This is a genomic window from Pseudomonas sp. GM25, from assembly GCF_000282255.1.
GTDB classification, from domain to species: Bacteria; Pseudomonadota; Gammaproteobacteria; order Pseudomonadales; family Pseudomonadaceae; genus Aquipseudomonas; species Aquipseudomonas aphyarum.
In genome coordinates, this window is sequence record NZ_AKJQ01000033.1 from 1 (window position 1) to 25840 (window position 25840).

Consider the following 25840-nt stretch of genomic DNA (forward strand, 5'->3'; position numbering starts at 1 on the left):
CCCCTGCCGCTGCGGCGGTGGCTGCTGCCGGGCCGACTTTGGCCGGTTCGAAGGATTTGCCTGCCGCCAGGTCTTCAACCTGACTGGCCGCACGCTGGCCGGTGCGCAGTGCGCCTTCCAGAGTGCCCGGGTACAAGGTGTCGGTGTGTTCGCCGGCAAACGCTACGCGTTGCAGCGGACGCTCCCACAGGCGCCAGTATTTGCTGATCTGGCCAGGGCCGAAGGCGAGGTAAGAACCGCCGGTCGATGGATCGGTGCTGTAGCGACGGATTTCATAACCGGTGAACGAGCCACGGGCCTGTGGATAAAACGCGTGCAGACGAATCAGCACCTGATCGACCATCTGCTTGTCGCCGAAGGCCTGCATGACGCGGGCGTTGTCGCCGGACAGGTTGATCACCACGTTCGCGCCGCCCTTCAGGGCTGGCTCGATCCACAACATGCCAAGACCGGTGTTGCTGTAGATCTCGCCGGACATCCGCGCCTTGCTTTCCCACACAGGCGTCTTGAACTTCAGCATGATCTGGTCGCGCCAGCCGTAGTTGGTGCCTTTGATCGCAGCCAGGTGCTGGGCGTCCAGCGCCGGGGTCAGCTGGATCTTGTTAAGGGCGCGCAACGGCACCGCCAACACGACGTAATCCGCCGAATAACCCACACTGCCGACCTTGACGGTCACGCCGTCCTTGTCCTGGGTGATGGCGGATACCGGCGAGTCGGTCTTGATGGTTTTCAGCTGTTTGACGAAGGCCTGGGCCAGCACCGGGCTGCCGCCAACCAGACGCGAAGCGCGCAGGTCACGGTCGGACACGCCGCGATACACCCGGCTCTGCTGTGCGAAGTACAGCAGCGACAGGCGCGAAGGCTCGTCGTAGTGGGTGCGGATGTCCTGGTTGATCAGCTGACGCGCGGTGGCCGGCAGGTTCTGCTTGTCGAGCCAGCTCGAGACGTTGATCTGGTCCAGTGCATGCAGGGTGTTGGTCGCCGCCGGGTTCTGCGGATCGTCGATCGAACGCGCCAGATCGTCACGGGTTTTCTCGTAGCGCTTCAGCGCTTCGGCCGTAGCAGGCTGTTTGGTGGTCAGGTCGGCGGCGGAGAAATACTCGCCGTCGATCAGGTAACCCGGGGTCCGTACGAATTCAGGGGCTGGCGTGGTGTTCAGCTTGAAGGTCGATACGTACTTGTTCAGCACCGGCTGAGTCTTGTCGTTGCCGATCCACTCGCTGGTGGCCATACCCGAGCGACCGCCCAGGCTCGGTTTGGCTTCGAGCAGCGTCACCTGCCAGCCCTTGTTCTGCAGTTCGTAAGCCGCCGTCAGGCCCGACAGGCCGCCGCCGATCACGATCGCGGTTTTATCCTTGGCCAGCGCCGTAACGCTAAACAGCCCCAACACCACTAGCGCACAGGCGCGCAGCCAACCGACAGACATTCAGCGAACTCCGGAAAAACACGTAGGAAAATGCAGTTTTGCGGGTCAGACGACCCAAAGAACCGCGAAGAATACGTCAGCCATCAAAACGCCGCCAGCGACGTCTATCGGCCCATACAAAGTAGCTCAATCGACACAATGGGTTGTCCCGACGCAACGCATTGCATACGCTTGCGCGATTGTTTGCCCGCGCCTGACGCGAGCCGCCTCGAGGAGACTGAACATGGGCCTGAACAACCAGTGGATGCAACGCGATCTCGCGGTGCTGTGGCATCCCTGCACCCAGATGAAAGACCACGAACAGCTGCCGCTGATCCCGATCAAGCGCGGTGAAGGCGTCTGGCTGGAAGACTTCGAAGGCAAGCGTTATCTGGACGCGGTCAGCTCCTGGTGGGTCAACGTGTTCGGCCATGCCAACCCTCGCATCAACCAGCGCATCAAGGATCAGGTCGATCAGCTGGAACACGTGATTCTGGCCGGCTTCAGCCATCAGCCGGTGATCGAGCTGTCCGAGCGTCTGGTGAAGATGACGCCCGAGGGCCTGAACCGGGTGTTCTACGCCGATAACGGTTCGTCCTGCATCGAAGTCGCGCTGAAAATGAGCTTTCACTACTGGCTCAACCGCGGCCAGCCGAACAAGAAGCGCTTCGTCACGCTGACCAACAGCTACCACGGCGAAACCATGGCGGCGATGGCGGTCGGTGACGTGCCGTTGTTCACCGAAACCTATAAAGCCCTGCTGATGGACACCATCAAGGTGCCGAGCCCGGATTGCTACCTGCGCCCGCAGGGCATGAGCTGGGAAGAGCATTCGCGCAACATGTTCGCGGCGATGGAGCAGACGCTGGCGGAAAATCATGACAGCGTCGCTGCCGTGATCGTCGAGCCGCTGATCCAGGGCGCCGGCGGCATGCGCATGTACCACCCGGTGTACCTCAAGCTGCTGCGCGAAGCCTGCGACCGCTACGGCGTGCACCTGATCCACGACGAAATCGCCGTCGGCTTCGGCCGCACCGGAACGATGTTCGCCTGCGAACAGGCCGGCATCCGCCCGGACTTCCTGTGCCTGTCGAAAGCCCTGACCGGCGGTTATCTGCCGTTGGCGGCGTGCCTGACCACCGACGAGGTGTACAGCGCGTTCTACGACGATTACCCGACCCTGCGCGCCTTCCTGCATTCGCACAGCTACACCGGCAACCCGCTGGCCTGTGCGGCGGCGCTGGCGACCCTGGATATTTTCGAACAGGACAACGTGATCGAGAACAACCGGGCGCTGGCCCAGCGCATGGCGTCGGCGACGGCGCATCTGGTGGATCATCCGAATGTTTCGGAAGTCCGGCAGACCGGCATGGTGCTGGCGATCGAGATGGTCAAGGACAAAGCCACGAAAGAGGCTTATCCGTGGCAGGAACGTCGCGGTCTGAAGGTGTTCCAGCATGCGCTGGAACGTGGCGCGTTGCTGCGCCCGCTGGGCAGCGTGGTGTATTTCCTGCCGCCGTACGTGATCACCCCGGAGCAGATCGACTTCCTCGCCGAAGTCGCCAGCGAAGGCATCGACATCGCCACTCGCGACAGCGTCAGTGTGGCGGTGCCGAAGGATTTCCATCCCGGGTTCCGTGATCCGGGCTGATTCGGCTTACTTCACTCGTTCCCACGTCGAGGCGTCGAACCGTCTGCGTGGGAATGCAGCCCGGGACGCTCCGCGTCCCAAAAGCGGACGCAGAGCGTCCAACGAGGCATTCCCACGCAGAGCGTGGGAACGATCTACTTAAAGAGAACCACCATGAGACTGTCCCGCTTCTTTATCGACGCCCCGCTCAGCACCGGCGAACACGAACTGCCGGAAGCCCAGGCGCATTACATCAGCCGCGTGCTGCGCATGGCCGAGGGCGATGCGGTGCAGATGTTCGACGGTTCCGGCCACGAGTTTCGCGGATCGCTGGTGGAAGTCGGCAAGAAACGCGTGGTGGTGCAGATCGACGAGCAGTTCGCCGGTCAAATCGAATCACCGCTGCAGATCCACCTCGGCCAGGGCCTGTCCCGGGGCGAGCGGATGGACTGGGCGATTCAGAAAGCCACCGAGCTGGGCGTGAACGAAATCACCCCGATCTTCAGCGAACGCTGCGAAGTCCGACTCAAGGACGAACGCGCCGACAAACGCCTGCTGCACTGGCGTCAGGTGGCGATCAGCGCTTGCGAGCAATGCGGTCGTTCGCGGGTACCGGTGATTCATCCACCGGTGCTGCTGGCCGACTGGCTGAAACAGACCGAAGCCGAACTGAAACTGGTGCTGCACCCGGTGGCCGAGCCGCTGGTCAGCCATGCCAAACCATCGACGCTGGCGTTCCTGATCGGCCCGGAAGGCGGCCTGTCCGACGCCGAAGTCGAGCAAGCCAAGGCCAAAGGCTTCCACGCCGCCCGCCTCGGCCCGCGCGTGCTGCGCACCGAAACCGCGCCGGTTGTGGCGCTGGCGGTGGCGCAGCAACTGTGGGGTGATTTCTAAGGCTTCATCGCCAGCACGCTGGCTCCCACAGGTGATCTGCGGTGCACACAAAATCGCGAACACCCGAAATCCAATGTGGGAGCCAGCCTGTTGGCGAATGGCAGCACCTCGATCTGACAATTATTGCACCGGATCACTGATCGGTCTGGCGATGATTGCCTTGAGTTCGCTGGTCATCGGGAACTCAAGGTTCAGGCCCTTCGGCGGGATCGGTTGTTCGAACCACTTGCGGTAGATCCCGTTGATTTCCCCCGAGCTGTACAGGTCGGCCAGCACTCCGTTGACCAGCGCGAGAAATTGCGGATCATCCTTGCGCACCATGCAGCTGTAGATTTCCCGCGATTGCTCCTCCCCCACCACGACCCAGTTATGCGGGTCGCGCGCCTTGGCCCGCTCGCCGTAAAGCAGCGCATCGTCCATGTAGAACGCCGCCGCGCGCCCTGATTGCAGCATCTGGAACGCCTCGCCGTGATCCTTGGCGCTGATGACGAACATGTTCAGTTTATGGTCGAGGTTGTAGCTCTTCAGATAGCGCTCGTTGGTGGTGCCGGCGGTGGTCACCACGTTCTTGCCGCGCAGGTCATCGAAGCTGTGGATGCCGCTGTCCTTTGCGGTCAGCAACTGCCCTTTGACGTAGATGAAACCGTAGGAGAACGCGACCTGCTTCTGCCGTTCGGCCGTCACCCCGGTAGAGCCGCATTCAAGGTCGACCGTGCCGTTCTGCACCAGCGGAATCCGCGTCTGCGACGTCACCAGGTTGTACTTCACCTTCAGCTCCGGCAACGCCAGTTGCTGCTTGATGCGCTCGACGATCTTGTCCGCCAGTTCCACCGAATACCCCATTTGGCTGGCCCGTGTGATCGCCCACATACGAGAACGGCACCGACGCATCGCGATAACCCAGGATGATGCTGTTGGCGCTGGCGATCTTGCCGAGCGTACCGGTCAACGGCAGTTCATTGGCCTGAGCCTGAGCGCCGAAAACCAGCGCCAGAGTGCAGCCGAGCAACGTGATTTTTTGCATTGTTATTCTCCGTTGTGGGTGGGGTGTTTTAGCAGAAACCGTCACGCCGCACGGGGATTGAACCCGTGCAGATCAATGGATGTGCGCTGCTGGCCAATCAGCTCACTGAGCAGTTGTCCGCTGCCGCAGGCCAGGGTGAAACCGAGCGCACCGTGGCCGAGGTTGAGCCACAGATTGCGATACGCCGTGGCGCCCAGCAGTGGAACGCCGGTGGGGGTGGCCGGGCGCATGCCGGCCCACTCCACGGCCGCATCGTAGTTGCCGGCGTCGGGAAAGGTGTCGCGGGCCTGGCGCTTGATCAGCGCCAGCCGCTCGGGTTCCACCGCCGGGTCGAAACCGACGATGTCGACCATTGCCGCCACGCGCAGTTGTTCGCCGATGCGCGCGTAGACGATTTTGCGGTCGTAGTCGGTGATGCTCACATCTGGCGCTCGATGCTCGTTGCCGATCGGCACGGTCAAGCTGTAGCCCTTCAGCGGATACAGCGGCAGGCGCAGGCCGGGCAGCGCCAGCAACGGGCTGCGATGGCCGGCGGCGATCACCAGTTGTTCAACCGGCAGGGTTTCTTCGCCAAGCTCAATGGCCGTAACCGCGCCGTGGCTGTGGCGAATGCCGGTGACTGCCTGACCAAGGCGAAACTCGCAGCGACCCGACGCCTTCAATCGCGCCGCCAACTGTTGGCAGAATCCGTGACAATCGCCGACTTCTTCATCCGGCGTGTAGATCGCGCCCACAAACGGCGCATCGGCCAGTGCCGGTTCCAGTTGTGCACATTCGGTGGCAGACAACACCTGCTGTTGCTGGGGATCGGCCAGGCCTTTGCGTGCATGCTCGAAGCTGGCGGCATTGCGGAAGGTCACCAGTTTGCCGTTGCGCCGCCAGTTGAAACCGACCAGTCCGTCGTCCTCGCGCCAGCGTTTCAGCGCGCTCTGGCTGAACAGCGCCAGACGCAACAGGTGCGCGGCGTTTTCACGGTTGACCGAGGTGCGGCACGCGGCGAGAAACGAGGCCATCCAGCGCCACTGCGCCGGGTCTAGGCGCGGGCGCAACTTGAGCGGTGAGTCGCCGCGCAGCATCCAGCCGATTGCCTGCAATGGCACGCCGGCATCGGCCAGGGGCGCAACGTAGCGGTAGGACAACTGGCCGCCGTTGGCGAAACTGGTTTCGCTGCCCAGCGCCTGCCGCGCCTCGACCACTGTCACTTCGAAACCGTCGCGCACCAGCGCCCAGGCCGTTGCCAACCCGATCACGCCGCCGCCGATGATGCACACACGCTGAGCCATGTCTGTCCTTAACCGTTCTTGAACACGAGGCCGAGGTTAGGGTGAGGTGACAGGCGCCGAACAATGAATAAAGATGCCAAACCTATAAACAAAGGTTATGGAATCGTCATGCGCCTTCGTCATATCGAGATTTTCCAGGCCATTCGCCAGACCGGCTCGGTCAGCGCCGCTGCGCAGTTGCTGCACGTCTCGCAACCGGCGGTGACGAAAGTGCTGCAGCACGCCGAGCAGCAGCTGGGCTTTCCATTGTTTCTGCGGGTACGCGGCAAGTTGCAGGCAACCCCGGAAGCGCTGGAGCTGGAGCGCGAAGTCGACAAGGTCACCGAAAGCCTGCAAGGCTTGCGGCGTCTGGCCCAGAGCCTGCGCCGCGAACCCGGCCACAGCCTGCGGATCGGCGCGACCCCGGCGCTGGCGCTGTCGTTGCTGCCGCCAGCGATCCAGCAGTGGACGGCGCAGTTCCCGGACATCGCCTGCGAACTGTCGAGTGCCCACAGCCGCGAGCTGATGCAAAACCTGCTGATGCGCGAAGTGGACGTGGCCCTGACGTTGCAGTTGCCGGACCATCCGGGGCTGAAGGCGCAGGCATTGGCATCGGGGGTGCTGGTGGCGCTGGCGCCCAAAGGTTACTGGCCGGAGGAAGACGCAGGTCAGCCGTTGCCGCTGATGGCTCTGGCCGGGGCGCCGCTGATCGGGCTGTCCAGCGCCGATCCACTGGCCGCGCGCCTCGATAGATATCTCGAAGCGGTCGAGCCACCGCCTCGCGTGCGGATTGCCGTGCAGACGTATTCGCTGGCGCGGGCGATGGTGGAGTCCGGCGCCGGGGTGGCCGTGATCGATCCGTTCACCGCCCTCGGTGCCTCATCGGCCACCACCACTATCCGCCCTCTCGCCCCGCCGCTGCCGATCACGCTGTACGCGGTGACCCGCGCCACCGAACCACCGCCACATACGCTGAATGATTTGCTGGAGATCTTCAGTCAGCGTGCCGGCGAACAACTCGGCCGCCTGATGAGCGTTTAAAGGACGTAAAACAGAATCGCCACAAAGTGCAGCAGGCTCCCGGCGATCACAAACAGATGCCAGATCCCGTGGGCATGCCGCAACCGATGATCGAGGGCAAAGAAAATGATCCCCACGGTGTACAACACGCCGCCCGACGCCAGCCAGGCAAACCCCGCTGTCCCCAGCGCCGCAATCAACGGCTTGACCGCCACCAGCACGATCCAGCCCATCACCGCGTAGATCACGATCGACAGGATCCGCGCCTCCGAGCGCGGCTTGATCTCTTGCAGGATGCCGATCAGCGCCAGCCCCCAGACGATCCCGAACAGCGTCCAGCCCCACGGCCCGCGCAGGGTCACCAGGCAGAACGGCGTGTAACTGCCGGCGATCAGCAGGTAGATCGAAAAGTGATCGACCTTCTTCATGATCGCTTTCTTGCGCCCGCGCACGCTGTGGTACACGGTGGATGCGCTGTAGAGCACCAGCAAGGTGAAGGCATAAATCGCCACGCTGACGATCTTCCACGGGCTGCCGTCGAGGCTGGCGATCACCAGCATCCAGACGCCCCCGACGAACGCCGCTATCGCCCCGACCAGATGCGTCCAGGCGTTCAGTTTTTCTCCGTGATACATGTGTCGCACACCTCGATTTCATTACCGCAGCGCGCAAGGCTCGGGCCTTGAGCGTAAAAGCGCAATGTTTCCGTTCAACGCAGGCAGGCGCCTGTCCTGATATTTGGGCACAATCGACCGATACCAAGAAGAGTCCGCGCCATGCTAATCGACGAAGAATTGACCCTGAAGAAACTCGAGGTGTTCCTCGCCTTCATGCGCACCGGCAACCTCGCCCGCGCCGCCGCCGAGTTGCAGACCAGCAACGTCAGCGTGCACCGCGCGATCCATTCGCTCGAGAGCGCCCTGCGCTGTCCGCTGTTCAAGCATGAAGGGCGCAACCTGACGCCGCTGGAAAGCGCCTACGTGCTCGAAGAGCGGGCGCAGAAGCTGATTCAGGACGTGGTCGAAAGCGTGCGTCTGACCCGCGAAGCCGCCGGGTTCTCGGCCGAGCGCTTCAAGCTCGGCTCGCTGTATTCGCTGACGGTGAAAACCGTGCCGCAGCTGATCATGGGTTTGAAGATCCGCCGCAGCGAACTCAACATCGACCTGATCCTCGGCTCGAACATCGACCTGCTCTACAAGCTGAAAAACATGGAAGTCGACGCGATCCTCGTGTCGCTGGACGACAGCGTCAACGACCCGGACTGCGAGCAGATTCCGCTGTTTTCCGACGACATCTTCCTCGCTACGCCAGCCGATTCGCGCTTCGCCCAACGCAGCGAAGTGGATCTGGCAGAGGTGCGCGACGAAACCTTCATCACCCTGACCCAAGGCTTCGCCACCCATCAGGACGGTATTCGGGTGTTCAGGCAGGCGGGGTTCGAGCCGAAGGTGGCAATGCAGGTCAACGACATCTTCACCCTGCTGAGCATGGTCAGTTCCGGGGTCGGTTATGCGTTGCTGCCGGGGAGGATTGCGGCGGTGTACGAGAACCGGGTGAAGCTGATTCCGTTGCAGGAAAAGTACCGGTTGCAGCAGCACATTGGGGTGGTGTTTTTGAAGGCTAAAGAGCGGGATCCGAATTTGCTGGCGTTGCTGGCGGAGTGTCGGATGTATGCGAATCGCCAAGGCTCACAATGATCGCGGCTGATGATCGTTCCCACGCTCCGCGTGGGAATGCCTCAATGGACGCTCTGCGTCCGCTTTTGGGACGCGGAGCGTCCCGGGCTGCATTCCCACGCAGAGCGTGGGAACGATCTTCAGAACCTAGCCAACGATTCCGCGAACAATGAAGAACAGCAGCGATGGCCCAAGCAGGCACCCAAGCCCGGTGTGAAACGTAGCCGTCAACGCCCCATAAGGCACCAACCGCCGATCCGTCGCCGCCAGCCCCGCCGTTACGCCGCTCACGGTCCCGGCCAGCCCGCCAAACACCATCGCCGAGCGCGGATTGTCGAGGCCCATCCAGCGTGCCGCCACCGGCGTGCCGACCATCACCAGAATCGCCTTGATCAACCCGGTGGCAATCGACAGCGCCATCACATCCGACGTCGCGCCAATCGCCGCACCGGTCACCGGCCCGACGATGTAAGTCACCGCACCGGCGCCGATGGTGGTCATGCTCACCGCATCGCGATAACCGAACGCGTAAGCCATGCACGCGCCGACAATGAACGGCAGGATCGTGCCCAGCAGCAGCGCAATCACGCCGATCATCCCGGCCTTCTTCGCCTCGGTCGCCTGCACTTCAAACGCCGTGGCAACGATGGCGAAATCCCGCAGCATCGCGCCGCCCATCAGGCCGATGCCGGAGAACAGCGTCAGGTCCGCCAGGCCCTTCTGCCCGCCCGTCATCGTGCCGCCGACCCAGGCCAGCACCAGGCCGATGACGATGGCAATCGCCGAGCCGTGAATCCGTCCGAAGGTCAGGCGTTTGGAGAGGATCACCGAGACCCACATGATCACGCCGACGAACGCGAACGCGGTGATCAGACCGTTGTGTTCCAGACCTTTTTCAATGAGATCCCACATATCAGCGACCTCCTACCGGTGTGCCGACCGGGGAGATTTCCGCCGGTTCATCGGGCAATGGCTCGCCCTTGTGGGTGCGGCTGATCAGGGCAATCGTGCAGCCACAGACCACCACCGAACCGATCGCCGCCAGCACTGCCACCGGGCCGCCGTGCAGGGCGGTGACGACGTTCTGTTGCGCGGCCATCGCCACCACCACCGGAATGTACATGGCGCCCCAGAAGCCGACGCCCATCTCGCAATCCTTGGTCATGCCGCCGCGTTTCTGCATCCACAACCGCGCGCAGATCAACAGGATCATGGCGATGCCGACCCCGCCGACGTTGGATTTGACCCCCAGCAGCACGCCAAGCAGGTCACCCATGATCACCCCTGCCAGCGTACAGATCGCCAGCAGCGCCACACCGTAAATAATCATTGTTGTAGTCCTCAAAGTGCATCGTCGAATGTTGTTTTTGTTGTTCGAAGCCTGAGTCGGTGATTTAGGGTCGTCGGCCCTCCTCTTCACGCAACAGCGCCTGCAAGGTGTCGAGCCGGGCACTGTCGAAGGCAGTGACAGTCCCCTGTTCGAACACCCGGCGCGCCAGCCCGGTCAGCACCGCACCGGGCGGCAGTTCGATCTGTAGACGTACGCCGCGCTCGTAGGCGCTTTGCACGGTGCCGCGCCAGTCCACCACGCGGCACATGTTGAAAGCGAGATCGTCGCGCAGCGCTTCTACCTGGGTCACAGGCCTTGCGCGACTGCCGCTCAGGTAGGCGATTTTCGGTGTTTTCAGTTCTACCCTGGCGAACGCTTCGGCGAGGGTTTGCGCGGGTTCATCCAGCAGCGGGCAATGCGACGGCACGCTGACCGCCAGACGTTTCGCCAGCCCGGCGCCACGACTGCGCGCCAGCTCGGCGACCGCTTGCATCGCCTTGTCACCGCCAGCGATCACCACCTGGTTATCGGCGTTGATGTTGGCCAGGTACACCGGTGTTTCTGCGCTGTGCACCTGAGCCAGCAAATCTTCGACTGTGGATAATTGCAGACCGATGATCGCGGTCATGCCGAAGCCCTGTGGATAAGCCTGCTGCATCAACTCGCCGCGCAGGCTGACCAGATGCAGCGCATCGCTGAAGCTCAAGGCTCCGGCGACCACTGCTGCCGGGTAAGCACCGATGGACAGACCGGCGACGTAATCTGCGGTGAGTCCGCCCTGCAACAACTGCCGCGAGGCTGCGACTCCGGCGATCAGCAGACAGAGCTGAACCGCTCGGGTGCTGCGCAACGCTTCGCTGGAATCCAGCCGCAAGACATCTTCACCGAGGCTTTCACTGGCCTCGATCAGCGTTTCCCGAGGCAAACGCTGGAGCATGCCGGGCTGCTGCGCGCCCTGGCCGGGAAACACCAGCAGACTGCTCACGCTGCCTGCTCCTGCGGGTTCCACGGGTCGGACACCAGACAGGCTTCATGGGCGTTTTTCAGCAGCACCCGTGAAGCATTCCCGGCCCATTCGCGCAGGGCGACGGCACCGAATGGCGTCTGCAACTGCATATCTACCCGGCAGATCGCCTGATCGAAAACCGTGACCAGTTTGCGCGCCTGATTACGGGTGATGAGTTGTGGCGTACGCAGGATCAAGTCGAGATCGCTGGCTTCGTGCATCGCCGTAAATCCACTGGCCAATTCAAACCCGACGCTGCCACTGACGCCCCAGATCCAGCCGCAATCATCGAGCACCGGCCGCAATTGCCGCAGCGCGTGCATGACCGGCAGATCACGCTCGCTCTCGACATGACAAAGCGCTTCCGGACTGACCCGACAGGCAATCGAATCGATCGCCATGAACGCCGCCAACCGCTGCTCGCGCAACCAACCGCGCACGCCCACTGCCACAAGTCCTTCCTCACTCAACGCCCGCCGCACCACCACCGGTTGCCCAGCAGCCAGCGAATCAATCGCCCACTGCGGCGCATCCGCCGGCAACTGCGCCGGCGTCATGCCCCACAGCAGGTCGTGGGCCAGAGGCGTGTTCACCACTGCGCCCTCAGCAGTTCACGAACGCGGCTGGAGGCTTCACGATTTTTCGCGCCGAGACGATTGCTTAGATCAGTCGCCGAAATATCGCCGATGGCTTGCTTCAGGCATTCGCTGACTCGCGCCAGATCCTCCGCCGTCGGCTGTTCGATCTGCTGCACCGACAGGGTTTCCCAGAGCAATCCGAGGCTGGCATAGCTGTCGATGTCATAGGCCATCGGCGGCACGCTGGACGCCAAGGCTTCCAGTTCTTCGACGCTGCGCAAGGTCACCCGCGCCGCCGAAGCCTTGCCCATTGCATGCACCATCACCCCCGGATCCCGCAGGGCGATCAAGCGATTGGCCTGATAACCGTGAGCGAGAAACGCCCCGGACATGGCCTTGCCCACCAGCAGCGCAATCACCGGATGCCCGGCCAGACGGGCGCGGGCATAAGCGTCCGCCGCACCGGCCAAAGCCTGATGAATGCCGAGGGCTTCTTCGCGGCGACCATAGGCCTGGCTCGGCACATCGACGATGGCGATCAAGGGACGCTTTTGCGTTTTGTCTCGGTCGGCGGTGATCGCATCATCCACAGCCTTGGCCAGGCCCCAGCCTTCGAGCAAACCGACTTCGCCGTTGCGAGCGCGAGGGAAACGGTTTTGCGGATCGGCGACCACCGCGATAAAGCGCCCGAGTAGCCCGTCGGCGACCTTCAGCGAGGGCGGCAAACCTTCAACCGCGTTCGCGCCAGCGCTCAAGGCGTTGAACCAGTTCAAACCGCGCACGGAATAACCACTCATGAGCGCTCTCCTTGATACAGATCGCGAACCACCGAAGGCTCGATTTGCTTGTCAGTGTCCAGGGTCGTCAGGCGTTGCAGGAACCACTCGGCTCGTTGACTGCGCGGTTGCGCTGGCAAGCCTTGTTGCAACAATTCGCCGACCTGTTGGCGAATCTGCGCCACGTCATCGGCGACGTAACGGTCCACCAGACCACTGGCAAACCGTTGCTCGCCGCCGGTCAGGCTCCAGATGAAGGGCCGGTCGCGGGAGTCGTATTCCTCGATCCCGGCTTCCTGCTCGATCACCTGCGGGCCGTTCAGGCCAAGGCGTGCTTCCTGGGTCACCAGCAAGTAGCTGCACAGCGCGGCGGCAATCGACATCCCGCCAAAGCAACCGACGCTGCCGGCTACCACGCCGACCACCGGCTGGTACTGCTGCAAATCGACAATCGCCGCGTGGATGTCGGCAATCGCCGCCAGCCCGAGGTTGGCTTCCTGCAAGCGCACGCCGCCGGTTTCCAGCAGCAGGATGGCGCGGGTCGGAATGCCTTTGCGGTTGTCCTCGGCGGCCAGTTCCAGCGCGCCGGCGATTTTCGCGCCGCCGACTTCACCGAGACTGCCGCCCTGAAACGCGCCTTCAATCGCCGCGATCACCACCGGCAAACCGTCGAGGCTGCCCTTGGCGATCACCACGCCGTCATCGGCCTGCGGCACTACGCCCTGACGTTCGAGCCATGGCGACATGACGCGTTGAAACGGGTCGAGCAATTCGCGGAAGGTGCCGGCGTCGAGCAAGGCTTTCGCCCGCTGCCGGGCGCCGAGTTCGACGAAGCTGTGTTTGTGCAGAAGTGCCGAGGTGTCAGTCATGGCCGATCTCCTCGAAGCCCTGTTCCAGGCGCAGACGCACCACGCCCGGGGTCGCGCCGAAGTCATGGATATCGATGGCCATCGCCGGCGGTGTGGTGCCGTCGAACATCCGCTCGAACAGATGCTGCCAGCGCTGCTGCGCGCCATTGACCGAGGTTTGCACATTGATTGTCAGTTTGCCGGCCAGGCCCGGTTCGATCAGCACTTCCAGATCGCCCGAACCGACACAACCGACCAGCGCCCGACCGCGCGGCGGCTGCCCGGCGGGGAATTCAAAGGATAAGGTTTCCATCAAAACGCTCCCTGAAGGATGCCGTCGCGCTCGATTCGATCAAGCAGCAGAGTGGCGGCGAGCAAGTCGGCGGCGCCACCGGGCGAGGCATTCAATGCAATGAGTTGTTGATCCAGTTCGTGCAGGCGACGGCGACCGGTGAGGCTGGCGCTGCCACCGGCGTCGAGCACTGCCTGGGCGCCGTGCTGCATGGCGTGCAGACCCTGTTCGCCGGCGCGATAGAGGACGCAGGTGTCGGCGAGGTCGGTCATGATCGCCAGCAAGCCATCGAGCCGGGCGTTCTGTTCGCCATGGCCGGCGGCGCGGCTGCGCTTGAGTTGCGGCAGACCGCGTTGCACAACGGACGGAAAGCCGAGTTGCGCTTCTTCCCGGGCACCGCGAGCGCCGTAGCGCTGGGCGACTTGCGCGCCGTGGCTCAGCGGACGCGGCGCATAACGGTCATCGAGCAATGCCAGACGCGCAGCGCGCAGAGTGACGGCGCCAGCGCTGGTGGATTTGGTGTCCAGCGCAGCAGCCGTGACCAGCAGACCCAGCGCCCAAATCGCCCCGCGATGGGTGTTCACGCTGTTGGTGGTGGCGAGCATCGCTTGCTCGCCTTCCCGTCCGATGCGGCCGATGGCTTCGCGCAGCGGCAAGCCAATCTCGCCGAACTCGAGCGCGGCTTCGGCCATTTCCTTGAACGCCGGCCACAACGCCAGCGCCGAGGCATGCATCAATCCCAGGTGCAGGTCGGTGTGTGCACCGTTGCCGCGACGGTCGACCAGCGCCGGTTTCGGCGACAGGTCGGCTTCGTCGATCAGCGCGTCCACGGCCAAATCCGCCAGCCGTTCCGCGAGGGTGATGGTTTTGGGTTGCAGGTTGAGTGCGTGCATTACCAGCTCCTGAACTTGGCGGGCGGGTTGTAGAGGCCGCCGGACCACTCGACCAGATCGGCCACGCTTTTCGCCGCGAGCAGTTCGCGGGTGGCGTCAGTGCGGCGGATACCGAGGTCTTCGGGCAAGGCGATCAGGCCTTCGCGGCGCATGCGTTCGGTGTCTTTCGGGTTATGGCGCAGGCCGATGGCGGTGACGCCGGCGACCGCAGCGATCATCGCCTGACGCTCTTCCAGCGAGCGCGCCTTGTACAGGTAGGCGATGCCTTCTTCGGTGAGCAGGTGAGTGACGTCGTCGCCGTAGATCATGATCGGCGCCAGCGGCATCCCGCTTTTCTTCGCCACCTCTACCGCGTCGAGGGTTTCGACGAAGGTGGGTTTGCCGCCCTCCTGGAACGTCTCGACCATCTGCACCACGAGTTTCTTGCCGCGTTCGAGCATCGGTTGCTGCGAATCATCGTGGCGCATATCAAGCCACGCCGGGGTGCCGTGACGACGGCCGCGCGGGTCGTGACCCATGTTCGGTGCGCCACCGAAACCAGCGAGGCGGCCACGGGTGACAGTGGAGGAATGGCCATCGCCATCGACTTGCAGGGTTGCGCCGATGAACAGGTCCACCGCGTATTGCCCGGCCAGTTGGCAGAACATCCGGTTGGAACGCAGCGAGCCGTCGCGCCCGGTGAAGAACACATCGGGGCGAGCGGCGATGTAGTTTTCCATGCCCAGTTCGGTGCCGAAGCAATGCACGCTTTCGACCCAGCCACTTTCAATCGCCGGGATCAGCGTCGGGTGCGGGTTGAGCGTCCAGTTGCGGCAGATCTTGCCTTTGAGGCCGAGGGATTCGCCGTAGGTCGGCAGGATCAATTCGATGGCGGCGGTGTTGAAACCGATGCCATGGTTCAGCGACTGCACGTTGTGTTTTTCGTAGATCCCGCGAATCGCCATCATCGCCATCAACACGTGCACAGGCTTGATGTGGCGCGGGTCGCGGGTGAACAGCGGCTCGATATAGAACGGTTTGTCCGCCACCACCACGAAATCGACCCACGATGCGGGGATGTCCACGCGAGGCAGTTCGCTGACGTCGTCTACCAACTGGTTGACCTGGACGATGACGATGCCGTCGCTGAAGGCTGCCGGTTCGATCAGCGCCGGGGTGTCTTCGGTGCTCGGGCCGGTGTAGATGTTGCCGGCACGGTCGGCCATGAACCCGGCCGAGAGCACGACGTTGGGGATCAGATCCACCACCAGCCGGGCGTAGAGTTCGATGTAGGTGTGGATCGCGCCGACTTCCAGCAGACCGTCTTCGAGCAACTGGCTGATACGCAGGCTCTGGGTACCGGCGAAGGAGAAATCGAGCTTGCGGGCGATGCCGCGTTCGAACAGGTCAAGATGCTCGGAGCGGCCGACGCTGGGCATAATCATGTGCAGATCGTGGAGCTTTTCAGGATCGGCCTTGGCCAGCGCACGGGAAAGAAAATCCGCCTGCTTCTGGTTGTTGCCCTCCAGCACCACACGGTCGCCCGGATGGATCAGCGCTTCGAGCGCCGCGACGATCCTGTCGGTGGGCAACACCGCACCGTCGGCCAGCCCGCGCACCTTGTCGAGGCGCCGCTGCTTCTCGTCACGCCGCCGCGTCCAGCGCGAGTCGGGGGAAATGGTTGTTGTCATGCTCACTCCACGGGGTTCGCTGTCGTGGAGCTACCTTAGGAGTGTGATCGAGGGGCATCAATCAAGCGCAGTGGCGAACCGTTACGGTGAGCGTAACGATCAGCGGACAAGCCCCGCATCCACCAACAATTTCTCCAATGCCAACAAATCCGGCACCTTCGCCACCTGTTCCCCCACCTGCACCGCCGCCTGCTCCAGCGCACACAACGGCACGTCGACATAACTCAACTGGCTGTCGAGCTTGTACGAGCGTGGAATCCCCTGCACCAGTAGCGCGATGAACTTCAACTCCGGCCGCCCGCCGAGGGCGTTGAGGATGACGATCCGCGCCCGTTCGCCGATGACGATCTTGTTGCCGCACGCCGACTCGAAACTCAGCAGCGGAATCTGCCGCTCACGCCAGGTCACCCGACCGAGATACCACGGCGGCGTGTCGAGATCGAAGGCGCTCGACTGGTAGTCGATCAGCTCGGCGACGGCGACGTTGGGCAGGATCAGGTTGCGATCCGCCAGCGGCAGCAGCAGCCCGGTGAGTTGGCTGGTGCGCTGGTTGTGCCGGCGTTCATGCATGTTTTTTGCTCCACAGGGCGATGCTTTCGAGCAGCACCGATTCCTGGTACGGCTTGCCGAGGTAGTCGTTGACGCCGATGGCCATCGCGCGGTCGCGGTGTTTCTGGCCGGTGCGCGAGGTGATCATGATGATCGGCAGGTGTTGCAGGCGTTCGTCGTGACGCACCTGGGTCGCCACTTCGAAGCCGTCCATGCGCGGCATTTCGATGTCGAGCAGCATCAGGTCCGGCATGTGTTCTTCCAGCAGCAGCATCGCATCGACCCCGTCCTTGGCGGTCAGCACGTTCATGCCGTGGCGTTCGAGCAGGCGGCTGGTGACCTTGCGCACCGTGACCGAATCGTCGACCACCATCACCAGCAACGGCTTCTGCGGTTCGCTTTCGATTTCGTGACTGGCCGGACGCTGCGGCAACCGCGCCTGCATCGCGCGGATCGGCGCCAGCAGGTCGAGAATCAGCACCACCCGGCCATCGCCGAGGATCGTCGCCCCGGACACGCCCTGCACCGACGCGAACTGCGGGCCGAGGCTCTTGACCACGATCTCGCGGGTGCCGGCCATCGTGTCGACCTGCACCGCGATGTGCCGGTCGTTGCACTGCACCAGCAAGACCGGCACCGGCAGGCTCTGGCCGGACAGTTTTGGCCGTGGCGCGGTTTTCAGCAGCTCGCCCAGGTAGCACAGTTCATAACGCTGGCCGCCGTACTGATAACTCGGCGGATCGAGACGGAAATGTCCATCCAGTTCATTCGGCAGTACGCGGACGATGCCGTCGATGGTGTTCAGCGGAATCGCGTACTGATCCTCACCGCACTGCACCATCAGCGCACGGTTGACCGACACGGTGAACGGCAGGCGAATGCGGAAATGCACGCCCTGCCCCGGCACCGAGTCGATGCTCATGGTTCCGCCCAGTTGCCGGACTTCTTCGTGCACCACGTCCATGCCCACGCCGCGCCCGGAAATCTGGGTGATTTTCTCGGCCGTGGAAAAGCCTGGCTGGAGGATGAACTGCAACACTTCGCGGTCGCTGATATCGGCATCCGGCGCCAGCAGACCGCGCTTGATCGCCTTGCGTCGCACCGCGTCCAGCGGCACGCCGGCGCCATCGTCGCGGATGTCGAACACGATGTCGCCGCCCTCGCGAGACAGGTCGAGGCTGATCTGCCCTTGCGCCGGTTTGCCCGCCGCCAGCCGGACTTCGGCGGACTCCAGACCATGGTCGACGGCGTTGCGCAGCATGTGCTCCAGCGGTGCGGCCATGCGTTCGAGAACGTTGCGGTCCATCTCGCCTTCGGCGTTGCCGACGCTGAACGCGACGTCCTTGCCCAGCTCTTCGGCGACCTGTCGGACGATGCGTTTCAAACGCGGTAACATGCGTTCGAACGGCACCATGCGCGTGCGCATCAGGCCTTCCTGCAATTCGGTGTTGATCCGCCCCTGTTGCTGCAACAGGTTCTCGGCGTCGTGGGTGCGCCGGTCGAGTGTTTCCTTCAGATCCAGCAAGTCGGAAGCGGACTCGAACAGCGCCCGTGACAGCTGCTGCAACTGCGAATGGCGGTCCATTTCCAGCGGGTCGAAGTCTTCATAACCGAGGCGTTCGGCATCCACTTGCTGACGGCTGAGGATGCGCCCCTGGGTTTCGGTGTCGAGCCGGCGCAACTGGTCGCGCATACGCTCGATGGTGGTTTCCATCTCGTGCAGGGCGGTCTGTGCATCGCTGACTTGCTGCTCGATGCGCCCACGGAAAATCGAGGTTTCGCCGGCGAGGTTGACCAGTTCATCCAGCAGCTCGGCGGAGACCTTGACCATGTCCGCCCCGGCCTCGGGCGCCGGGGCAGCAGGCTCGACCTTGACCGCAACCGGCGGCACGGGTGCAGGGGTTTGCACGACCAGCGGATGGCTGAAATTCTGGATCGCGCTGATCAACCGGTCTGCCGGTGGGCACGGCTGGCCGGCACGCACTGCATCGAGCATCTGCGCCAAGCGGTCCTGGCCGCGCTGCAACAGCGCGAACAGTTCGGCGCTGCCTTGCAGGGTGCCGGCGGACAGGCTTTCGTATAGGTACTCCAGCTCATGGGCGAGGTCGCCGATCGGGCCGATCTCCACCATCCGCGCGCCGCCCTTGAGGGTATGCAGGTCGCGCAGCAGGGTTTCCACTTCCTGGCGATTGCCGGGCTCGGCCTGCCAGCGCAACAGCGCGGCGCCGGAGTTTTCGATGATGTCGAAACCTTCCTCGAGGAAGATCTCCAGCAGCTCCGGATCGTGTCCGGGGCCGTGCTGCGTGACGGTGGCTGATGGCGTTTCGGGGTTGGTGCTCGGGCCCTGACGGAAACGGCGGATCGCCTCGATCAGGTCCTGCGCCGGATCCAGCGGCTGGTGCCGGTGCAACTGTTCGAGGAACTGTGCCAGACGCTCGTGGCTCTGGCGCAGCAATCGGTCGAGGGCTTCGCTGTGGCTGTAACGACGATCCACCAGCCCTTCGTAAAGGCCTTCCAGCTCATGGGCCAGATCACCGACCGCCGCCACCTCGGCCATCCGCGCGCCGCCCTTGAGCGTGTGCAAATCCCGTTGCAGCGACGACAGCGGTGCGCCGTTTTCCGGATCTTTCAGCCAGCGCTGCAAGGCTTGGCCGGCGCTGTCGAGAATGTCGACCGCCTCTTCGAGGAAGATCTCCACGATCTCCTCGTCCGGCCCGCTGTCGACGCTGTGTTGTTGCAGTTCGGCGGTGGCGCTGCCCAGTTCGCGGATGCTCAGGGTGCGGCTGCCGTCGCTGCGGATCAGGCCCATTGCCGACGGATCGAGGCTCTCGTCGAGCAGTTCGTGCAAGGCGCGGATGCGTTGCGGTTGCGGGGTGATTTCCTGGCCGGCGGCCAGTTCGTCGAGCATGTTGATCAGCGCTTCGTGGGCCTGCTGCGCCTCATGAAAAAACCGCTCGCTGACCGCCAGGCTGCTTTCTTCAACCGCGCCGTACAGATCGAGCAAGGCTTCGCACAGCACATCCACCGGCAGCAGATCTGCCAGGTGTGCGCCTTCGCCCAGGGTGGTCAGCTCATCCAGCAGCGCGCTGAGTTCCTGACGTTCGCCGGGGTGCTGCTGCCAGCGCTGCAAGAGGTTTTCGGCGTCGAGCAGGATGTCCATGCCCTGGGCCAGGAAGTTGTTGATCAGTTGCGGATCGCGCTTGACCCGCAAGGCACTGCTCGGGGCATTGAGGATCGATTCCAGACGCTCGCCGATCAGGGTTTCGGTGCGTTTGATCAGCGACTGCGCGCCGACAATCGGCGCCAGCGGATCGTGTTTGAGCTGACGCAGACCGACACGGAACAGGCCCTCGGCCTCCAGCAGCAGCTCCACTTCGTCGAGGTCCAGCGCCAGTTGATGGGCCTTGAATTCCCGGGCGAGCTTGTCGAGCGGCGCCGCCAGTTCGGCAATCGGCGAAACCCCCGCCATCGAGGCGCTGCCCTTGAGGGTGTGCAGCGCTCGCTGCAATTCGTCGCTGGCCTGTAACGGCACATGCTCGGCAGCCTGATCGAGAAAACGGTTGAGGCTGGCGAGGTGGGTCTCGGCTTCGTTGCGAAAGATCTCCAGCAACAACGGATCGAGGGCTGCGACGTCTTCCACGTCCTCGGCCGGCAGCGGCGTGTCGCCCTTGGCTAGCGCGTGGGCACGGGCCGCCAGTTGATCGACATCGTGGCGTTGGCGCTGGCCGTTGGTGGCGAATTCGCCGATCAGGTCCGGCAACAGCAGTAGGGTATCGGCAAGCAACTGGCGCACCGCCGGGCCGGGTTCGACGCTGTGTTCCAGCACGCGATTGAGCAGGTTTTCCACCGCCCAGGCCAGCTCGCCGAGGACCAGCGCACGCACCATCCGGCCACTGCCCTTGAGGGTGTGGAAGGCGCGGCGCAGTTCACTCAGGGCGGCTCTGTCATCGGGCGCGGCAGACCAGCGCGGCAGGTATTCGCTCAGCACTTCGAGCACTTCCCCGGTCTCTTCGAGGAACACTTCGCGCAGCTCGTCGTCCACCGGTTCTTCATCGGCCGGTGGCGGCAGCAGGCTGCCCGGCGTGGTCAGCGCCGGCGGGTTGACCGCCGACACCGGGCTGGCCAGTACTTCGGCCAACGACTGCACGATCTCCGGGTCGTCCAGTTCCTGCAAATCCTGCATCACCAGCGCTTCGCTGGGGCTGAGCACATCGTCGAGCACCGGCACATGCGGCTCGCCGGGCTGTTCGTCAGGAAAGAAACCGAGACTGGCGAGGCTTTTCTGCGCGATATCCAGCAAGTGTTCGCTGGGTGCCTGCGGGTCGTCGGTCAGGCGCTCGAGGTAATACTCGAGGCTGGTGATGGCGTCGGCGAGGCTGTCGAGTTGCTGCCAGCCCGGCTCGTGAGGGTCGAGCAACAGGTGCTCGCGGATAAATCCGTTGCAGGCTTCGAGCAGGCTTGCCGCACGCGCCAGCGGGATCATCGCCAGCGCGCCGCGCACCTGGGTCAACAGCGCCGGCAGGCTTTGCAGTTGCTGGCGATCCCAGTCGGCGTCGATGTAGTCGACGATCATGTCCTTGGCCTGTTGCAGGCAGATCCGTGCTTCCTTGATCACGATCTGATGGATCTGCGTCAGGTCGGTGGTCGGCAGGCGCGAGTCTTCCGGGCTTTCCGGTTCCACCGTGCCGACCATCCCGGCCAGCGTCGCTTCGACGTAGAGCAAGGCGCCGGCGACGTCCATCAGCGTGGCGTCGTTCGGTTCGCGCTGGCCCTGAGCGAGGCTGAGCACCACCGCCAGTTGATCGATGATCACCTTGCGTGGCTGGCCGAAACCGAGCACCGCCAGGGTGTCGGCGATCTGCCGCAGCGGCGCCAGCAGGCTGTCCAGATCCGAGGCGTGCTGGCGGTCGCTGCGCACGAACAGGTCGAGGCGTTCCTTGACCCGCACCAGTTCTTCGCACAGCGCCGCGAGCACCGAGCGCATGGCATCGCGGTCGGGGCCGGCCAGGCGCGCGCGTTCTTCGTCGACCATCGCGCTGTCGGGCAGCGCGTCGTCCAGGGAGTAGCGATCTTTCATGGTCAGCATCTGCCCGGTGGGATGTTCGGCTTTGGCGATATAAAACAGCAGGCTTTTCAGCAGTTCAGGCGGTGGCGGCTGGTTGAGGCCGGGCATGCCCTGTTCGAGCAGGCGCTTGAGTTCCTTGTCGGCATCCTTGAACAGGCTGCGCAGGGCCGGGCTGTTGGCGATCCGCCCTTCGCGCATGCCTTCGACCAGCGCCGAAGCGACCTGCCACAACGGGCTCAGTGGCGAGTTACCGCTGAGTGCTTCAAGCCGTGTAAAGACCTTGGCCAGATAAGCGAGATGCGTCTGGTCGTCCTGCTCGCGGAGCAATCCGACCAACGCCATTTGCAGCATCTGGCGCAACTTGCGCAGCACATTCGGCAGCTCTGCCGGTTGCAGCAGCGCCAGGGTTTCCTCGCCCAAAGGCGCAAGTTCAGGCAACTGCGGGCTGAACAGGCTGGTTTCCGACAGCAGGCTTTCGCCCCGGGCGCTGCGCAAGTCGTTGATCAGCGGCAGCACCACCAGCGGCAGATCGCGGCGGGCGCCCTGCACGCGGTCGAGGTAGATCGGCAACTGACCCAGCGCCTGCAACAGCAAGTGCAGTGCTTCGTCGCGGTGGCTGACGCGGTCGTTCTGCAACGCTTCGACCAGGTGTTCCATCTCTTCGGCCAGCAACGCCGCACCGTAGAACTCGACCATTTGCAGGCTGCCGTGTACCTGATGGATGCAGGCCAGGCATTCGTCCAGCCCCGGCACCGACTGCGGATCGTCGAGCACGGCTTCGATGGCCTGATGCGCCTGTCTCAGCGTCTCGGCTATTTCACCCTTGACCCATTCGAGGGCCACGTAGTCGTGCCGGTCACCCATAACCACTCCGCTCGACATGGACTCGCCCGCAGGCCTCACGCCTTGTCCGCGACGGGCGCAGGCGCCGCCGGCAAGGTGAACCCGGACACCGAGCGGCGCAACTGGCTGGCCATTTTCGCCAGGTTGCCGATGCTCTCGGCGGTGGCCGTGGAGCCGGACGAAGTCTGCGAGGTGATCTGCTGGATCACGTTCATCGTCAGGGAAATCTGCCCGGCCGAAGACGTCTGCTGCTGCGCCGCGTTTGAGATGCTCTGGATCAGCGCCGCGAGGGTCTTGGACACGCCTTCGATTTCTTCCAGGGCCACACCGGCATCCTGCGCCAGCCGCGCGCCGCGCACCACTTCGGTGGTGGTCTGCTCCATGGAAATCACGGCTTCGTTGGTGTCGGTCTGGATCGCCCGCACCAGCGTCTCGATCTGCCGGGTCGCGGCGGACGAACGCTCGGCCAGCCGCTGCACTTCGTCGGCCACCACGGCGAAACCACGCCCGGCATCACCGGCCATCGAGGCCTGAATTGCCGCGTTGAGGGCAAGAATGTTGGTCTGGTCGGCGATGTCGTCGATCAGGCTGACGATGTCGCCGATTTCCTGGGACGACTCGCCCAGGCGCTTGATGCGTTTGGCGGTGTCCTGGATCTGTTCGCGGATGTTGTCCATGCCGTGGATGGTGTTGTGCACCACCTCGTTGCCCTTGTTGGCGATCTCCACCGACCGCTCGGCAACCGCCGAGGATTCGGCGGCGTTGGCCGACACCTGATCGATGGACTGGGCCATGTCGCTGATCGCGGTCGAGGCTTCGGAAATCTGCTGGGCCTGATGCTCCGAGGCCTGGGCCAGGTGCATGGCGGTGGCCTGGGTTTCCTGCACCGCGGCGGCGACCTGGCCGGCGGTGAGGTTGATGGTGGCGACCAGATCGCGCAGCTGGTCGACGGAATAGTTGATCGAATCGGCGATGGTCCCGGTGAAGTCTTCGGTCACCGAGGCGGTTACGGTCAGGTCGCCGTCGGCGAGGTCTTCGATCTCGTCGAGCAGGCGCATGATCGCATTCTGGTTGCGCTCGTTCTTCTCGGCGGTCTCGCGCAACTGACGGTTGGTTTCCCGGACCATGACCATGCCGATCAGGATGATCGAGGCCAGCGCCAGCAGGCCCAGCACGTAGCCGCCGATGGTGTCGGTATTGCGCCCGCCGGCGAGGTTTTCGAAACCGGTGGCCAGGTGCGAGGCTTCGTCGAGCAGGGTCTGCGACAGGCTGAAGATATTGGTGGCCGATTCACGGACCTTGAACAGCTCCGGCGAGGTTTCGAGGATTTCATCCACCGAACCCGAGACGAACTGGAACAGTTCGGAGATCTCGCTCAAACGCGCGCGCGCGTCGCGGTCTTCGACCTGGCTGATCTTCAGTGCCGGGTTGCCCTGCAGCATGCCGTTAAGCACCTGACCGAAGCGTGCGGCATCGCGACCGAAGGCATCGGCAGCCTGCTGGGAGTTTTCATCGCCGGAAAGCACGGTGTTGACCGCGCCGAGAATCCGTTCGGCCAGCAGCGACTGACGCTGGGCCATCGCCACCTGCGCCGCCGGAGCGCCGCGTTGCAGGAGGATTTCCACGACCTTTTCGTATTCGATCTGCAACTGCGGCACGGTTTCGGCCAGGGTCGCGGCCACCTGATGCAGGGACAGCACGGTCTGTTCGCTGGAGAGAATCGCGTCGGTGTTTTTCAGCAGGCGTTCCCAGTCCAGCTGCACGGCGCGCATTTCCGGGCGCACGGTGGACGGCGCGGGCGGCAGGCCGGTGGCCGGGTCGCCTTTCTTCAGGTAGCCCCAACGCTGGGCGAAGTCGTTGCGCGCATCGCTCAACAGCTTGAACGCGGCAGCCTTGCCGGCGGCGGCTTCGGTGGCGTTCTTGGCGATCCGCTGCGACAGCACCCGCAGCTCGCCGGCGTGGCCGATGTACTGCTTGTCGTAGTTGGCCTGGGTGTTGAGGTAAGCGAAGTTGGCGAACAGCAGCATGATAAACACGATCAGTGCGATGAACAGCACGATGATCTGCGAGCGGCTGCGCGAGCCTTCTGCGGGCTTGCCTGTTTTTGCTTTGATCATCGGTCCTCGCCTGTTAAACCGCGACGTGCATGAAACTCGGTGACTGCGCCAGCGCAAACAGGCTGAACACCCGCCAGTTCTGCTCGCGCCGGAAATAGCCCTTGATGAACTCGCCCTTGGAGCCTTGCCGTTTACTGATCGAGACGGATTCGAAACTGTCCTGCTCGAAGTGCTGCAGGCCGAAGACTTCATCGACCAGCAACCCCGCAAACACGTCCTGATGCTCTACCACCAGTACCCGCCGCTGCTTGCGCATCGGTGACAGCTCATGGCCGAAAAAGCCACACAGGTCCATGACCGGCAACAGCCGTCCGCGCAGGTTGGCCACGCCCTTGACCCACGGCTTGACGCCCGGCAACTGGGTGACGCGCAGTTCGGGCAGCACTTCGCTGACTTCGCCCATGGGCGTGACATACCAGTGCTCGCCCAGACGAAAGCCGATGCCGCTCCAGCGATCCTGGCGCGCCGGTTGCGACGGCAGGTCCGCCGCCAGCAGGCGACAGCGCTGGTCGATCTGCCACAACAGTTCGAACGCGGTCAGCGATTCGCTCATGGCGGCGCGATCAACCGGCCAGCACGTTGTTCAGGGTCTTGATCAGCGTGTCTTCGTCGACCGGTTTGGTCAGGTAGTCCTTGGCGCCCTGGCGGGTGCCCCAGACCTTGTCGGTCTCCTGATCCTTGGTAGTGATGATGATCACCGGGATGTGGCTGGTCTCCGCATCCTTGGTCAACTGGCGGGTGGCCTGAAAACCGTTGAGGCCGGGCATGACGATGTCCATCAGCACCGCGTCAGGTTTTTCCTGGCGGGCCAGGGCCACGCCGTCGGCGCCGTTTTCGGCTTTCAGCACTTCGTGCCCGTGCTTTTCCAGCATGCCGGTGAGTTTGTACATTTCGGTCGGCGAATCATCGACGATCAGGATACGTGCCATGGTCTTCCCCATTTTTCTTGTCGACACCGGGCC

General features: G+C 63.6%; 21 protein-coding genes and 1 pseudogene. 4 read left to right on the forward strand and 18 right to left on the reverse strand.

Annotated elements, in window-relative coordinates; translation table 11 throughout:
* Window positions 1-1426: flavin monoamine oxidase family protein (locus PMI24_RS09670; RefSeq protein ID WP_007953300.1), on the reverse strand; the 1426-nt coding region annotated here is incomplete at its 3' end.
* Between the two features lie 223 nt (window positions 1427-1649).
* Here PMI24_RS09670 and PMI24_RS09675 point away from each other — a divergent pair.
* Window positions 1650-3056 carry an adenosylmethionine--8-amino-7-oxononanoate transaminase gene (locus PMI24_RS09675; RefSeq protein WP_007953301.1) on the forward strand — a complete coding sequence of 469 codons (1407 nt, stop codon included), beginning with the start codon at window positions 1650-1652 and terminating at the stop codon, window positions 3054-3056.
* 153 nt (window positions 3057-3209) lie between these two features.
* Complete coding sequence (locus PMI24_RS09680) at window positions 3210-3929, forward strand: 16S rRNA (uracil(1498)-N(3))-methyltransferase (RefSeq protein ID WP_007953303.1); 720 nt, start codon at window positions 3210-3212, stop codon at window positions 3927-3929.
* Window positions 3930-4049: 120 nt separating this feature from the next.
* On the opposite strand, the pseudogene PMI24_RS09685 reads toward PMI24_RS09680, so the two are convergent.
* Both PMI24_RS09685 and PMI24_RS09690 read right to left on the reverse strand, forming a co-directional pair.
* Window positions 4050-4953: pseudogene (locus tag PMI24_RS09685) on the reverse strand (transporter substrate-binding domain-containing protein).
* A gap of 41 nt (window positions 4954-4994) precedes the next feature.
* Window positions 4995-6236: a D-amino acid dehydrogenase gene (locus tag PMI24_RS09690; RefSeq protein WP_007953306.1), complete on the reverse strand. Its 1242-nt coding sequence runs from the start codon at window positions 6234-6236 to the stop codon at window positions 4995-4997.
* Window positions 6237-6344: 108 nt separating this feature from the next.
* Between PMI24_RS09690 and PMI24_RS09695 the strand changes: the two genes are divergently transcribed.
* On the forward strand, window positions 6345-7256 hold the full coding sequence (locus PMI24_RS09695) for a LysR family transcriptional regulator (protein WP_007953309.1): 912 nt from the start codon (window positions 6345-6347) through the stop codon (window positions 7254-7256).
* Here the strand turns inward: PMI24_RS09695 and trhA are convergent.
* Window positions 7253-7870 carry a PAQR family membrane homeostasis protein TrhA gene (trhA, locus tag PMI24_RS09700; protein WP_007953311.1) on the reverse strand — a complete coding sequence of 206 codons (618 nt, stop codon included), beginning with the start codon at window positions 7868-7870 and terminating at the stop codon, window positions 7253-7255. The two genes, PMI24_RS09695 and trhA, sit on opposite strands and share 4 nt — an antisense overlap.
* 141 nt (window positions 7871-8011) lie before the next feature.
* Between trhA and PMI24_RS09705 the strand changes: the two genes are divergently transcribed.
* Window positions 8012-8932: a LysR family transcriptional regulator gene (locus PMI24_RS09705; protein ID WP_007953313.1), complete on the forward strand. Its 921-nt coding sequence runs from the start codon at window positions 8012-8014 to the stop codon at window positions 8930-8932.
* 126 nt (window positions 8933-9058) lie between these two features.
* Here PMI24_RS09705 and madM read toward each other — a convergent pair whose 3' ends face one another.
* From madM to pilH, 14 genes are all read right to left on the reverse strand, one after another.
* Complete coding sequence (gene madM / locus PMI24_RS09710; RefSeq protein ID WP_007953314.1) at window positions 9059-9823, reverse strand: malonate transporter subunit MadM; 765 nt, start codon at window positions 9821-9823, stop codon at window positions 9059-9061.
* Window position 9824: 1 nt separating this feature from the next.
* Window positions 9825-10241 (reverse strand): malonate transporter subunit MadL, encoded by a 417-nt coding sequence (madL, locus tag PMI24_RS09715; RefSeq protein WP_007953315.1) that lies wholly within the window; start codon window positions 10239-10241, stop codon window positions 9825-9827.
* Window positions 10242-10305: 64 nt separating this feature from the next.
* Complete coding sequence (mdcH, locus tag PMI24_RS09720; RefSeq protein WP_007953316.1) at window positions 10306-11226, reverse strand: malonate decarboxylase subunit epsilon; 921 nt, start codon at window positions 11224-11226, stop codon at window positions 10306-10308.
* A complete protein-coding gene (locus PMI24_RS09725; RefSeq protein WP_007953317.1) occupies window positions 11223-11843 on the reverse strand; it encodes a malonate decarboxylase holo-ACP synthase in 621 nt (206 codons plus the stop codon). Before PMI24_RS09725 ends, mdcH begins: the two co-directional genes overlap by 4 nt.
* Entirely contained in the window at window positions 11837-12622 is a 786-nt protein-coding gene (gene mdcE, locus PMI24_RS09730; RefSeq protein WP_007953318.1) for a biotin-independent malonate decarboxylase subunit gamma, read from the reverse strand. Before mdcE ends, PMI24_RS09725 begins: the two co-directional genes overlap by 7 nt.
* Window positions 12619-13470, reverse strand: coding sequence for a biotin-independent malonate decarboxylase subunit beta (locus tag PMI24_RS09735; RefSeq protein ID WP_007953319.1), 852 nt, complete (start codon window positions 13468-13470; stop codon window positions 12619-12621). Before PMI24_RS09735 ends, mdcE begins: the two co-directional genes overlap by 4 nt.
* Entirely contained in the window at window positions 13463-13762 is a 300-nt protein-coding gene (locus PMI24_RS09740; RefSeq protein WP_007953320.1) for a malonate decarboxylase subunit delta, read from the reverse strand. The genes PMI24_RS09735 and PMI24_RS09740 overlap by 8 nt, the downstream gene beginning before the upstream one ends.
* Entirely contained in the window at window positions 13762-14634 is an 873-nt protein-coding gene (locus PMI24_RS09745) for a triphosphoribosyl-dephospho-CoA synthase (RefSeq protein WP_007953321.1), read from the reverse strand. Before PMI24_RS09745 ends, PMI24_RS09740 begins: the two co-directional genes overlap by 1 nt.
* On the reverse strand, window positions 14634-16304 hold the full coding sequence (gene mdcA, locus PMI24_RS09750; RefSeq protein WP_007953322.1) for a malonate decarboxylase subunit alpha: 1671 nt from the start codon (window positions 16302-16304) through the stop codon (window positions 14634-14636). Before mdcA ends, PMI24_RS09745 begins: the two co-directional genes overlap by 1 nt.
* A gap of 99 nt (window positions 16305-16403) precedes the next feature.
* Window positions 16404-16874 (reverse strand): chemotaxis protein CheW, encoded by a 471-nt coding sequence (locus PMI24_RS09755; protein WP_007953324.1) that lies wholly within the window; start codon window positions 16872-16874, stop codon window positions 16404-16406.
* Window positions 16867-22782, reverse strand: coding sequence for an Hpt domain-containing protein (locus tag PMI24_RS09760; protein WP_007953325.1), 5916 nt, complete (start codon window positions 22780-22782; stop codon window positions 16867-16869). Before PMI24_RS09760 ends, PMI24_RS09755 begins: the two co-directional genes overlap by 8 nt.
* Window positions 22783-22817: 35 nt before the next feature.
* Complete coding sequence (locus PMI24_RS09765) at window positions 22818-24878, reverse strand: methyl-accepting chemotaxis protein (protein ID WP_007953326.1); 2061 nt, start codon at window positions 24876-24878, stop codon at window positions 22818-22820.
* Window positions 24879-24891: 13 nt separating this feature from the next.
* A complete protein-coding gene (locus PMI24_RS09770) occupies window positions 24892-25431 on the reverse strand; it encodes a chemotaxis protein CheW (RefSeq protein ID WP_007953327.1) in 540 nt (179 codons plus the stop codon).
* Window positions 25432-25441: 10 nt separating this feature from the next.
* Window positions 25442-25807, reverse strand: a complete 366-nt coding sequence (pilH, locus tag PMI24_RS09775; protein WP_007953328.1) for a twitching motility response regulator PilH — start codon at window positions 25805-25807, stop codon at window positions 25442-25444.
* Between the last annotated feature and the right edge of the window lie 33 nt (window positions 25808-25840).

What these genes read in the sequence shown, in the direction of transcription:
- PMI24_RS09690 (WP_007953306.1), bottom strand. Translation starts at nt 6,236, where the DNA reads ATGGCTCAGCGTGTGTGCATCATCGGCGGCGGCGTGATCGGGTTGGCA.
- PMI24_RS09760 (WP_007953325.1), bottom strand. Translation starts at nt 22,782, where the DNA reads ATGGGTGACCGGCACGACTACGTGGCCCTCGAATGGGTCAAGGGTGAA.
- mdcA (WP_007953322.1), bottom strand. Translation starts at nt 16,304, where the DNA reads ATGACAACAACCATTTCCCCCGACTCGCGCTGGACGCGGCGGCGTGAC.
- madM (WP_007953314.1), bottom strand. Translation starts at nt 9,823, where the DNA reads ATGTGGGATCTCATTGAAAAAGGTCTGGAACACAACGGTCTGATCACC.
- trhA (WP_007953311.1), bottom strand. Translation starts at nt 7,870, where the DNA reads ATGTATCACGGAGAAAAACTGAACGCCTGGACGCATCTGGTCGGGGCG.
- madL (WP_007953315.1), bottom strand. Translation starts at nt 10,241, where the DNA reads ATGATTATTTACGGTGTGGCGCTGCTGGCGATCTGTACGCTGGCAGGG.
- PMI24_RS09755 (WP_007953324.1), bottom strand. Translation starts at nt 16,874, where the DNA reads ATGCATGAACGCCGGCACAACCAGCGCACCAGCCAACTCACCGGGCTG.
- mdcE (WP_007953318.1), bottom strand. Translation starts at nt 12,622, where the DNA reads ATGAGTGGTTATTCCGTGCGCGGTTTGAACTGGTTCAACGCCTTGAGC.
- PMI24_RS09745 (WP_007953321.1), bottom strand. Translation starts at nt 14,634, where the DNA reads ATGCACGCACTCAACCTGCAACCCAAAACCATCACCCTCGCGGAACGG.
- PMI24_RS09740 (WP_007953320.1), bottom strand. Translation starts at nt 13,762, where the DNA reads ATGGAAACCTTATCCTTTGAATTCCCCGCCGGGCAGCCGCCGCGCGGT.
- PMI24_RS09705 (WP_007953313.1), top strand. Translation starts at nt 8,012, where the DNA reads ATGCTAATCGACGAAGAATTGACCCTGAAGAAACTCGAGGTGTTCCTC.
- PMI24_RS09765 (WP_007953326.1), bottom strand. Translation starts at nt 24,878, where the DNA reads ATGATCAAAGCAAAAACAGGCAAGCCCGCAGAAGGCTCGCGCAGCCGC.
- PMI24_RS09675 (WP_007953301.1), top strand. Translation starts at nt 1,650, where the DNA reads ATGGGCCTGAACAACCAGTGGATGCAACGCGATCTCGCGGTGCTGTGG.
- PMI24_RS09770 (WP_007953327.1), bottom strand. Translation starts at nt 25,431, where the DNA reads ATGAGCGAATCGCTGACCGCGTTCGAACTGTTGTGGCAGATCGACCAG.
- PMI24_RS09680 (WP_007953303.1), top strand. Translation starts at nt 3,210, where the DNA reads ATGAGACTGTCCCGCTTCTTTATCGACGCCCCGCTCAGCACCGGCGAA.
- pilH (WP_007953328.1), bottom strand. Translation starts at nt 25,807, where the DNA reads ATGGCACGTATCCTGATCGTCGATGATTCGCCGACCGAAATGTACAAA.
- PMI24_RS09735 (WP_007953319.1), bottom strand. Translation starts at nt 13,470, where the DNA reads ATGACTGACACCTCGGCACTTCTGCACAAACACAGCTTCGTCGAACTC.
- PMI24_RS09695 (WP_007953309.1), top strand. Translation starts at nt 6,345, where the DNA reads ATGCGCCTTCGTCATATCGAGATTTTCCAGGCCATTCGCCAGACCGGC.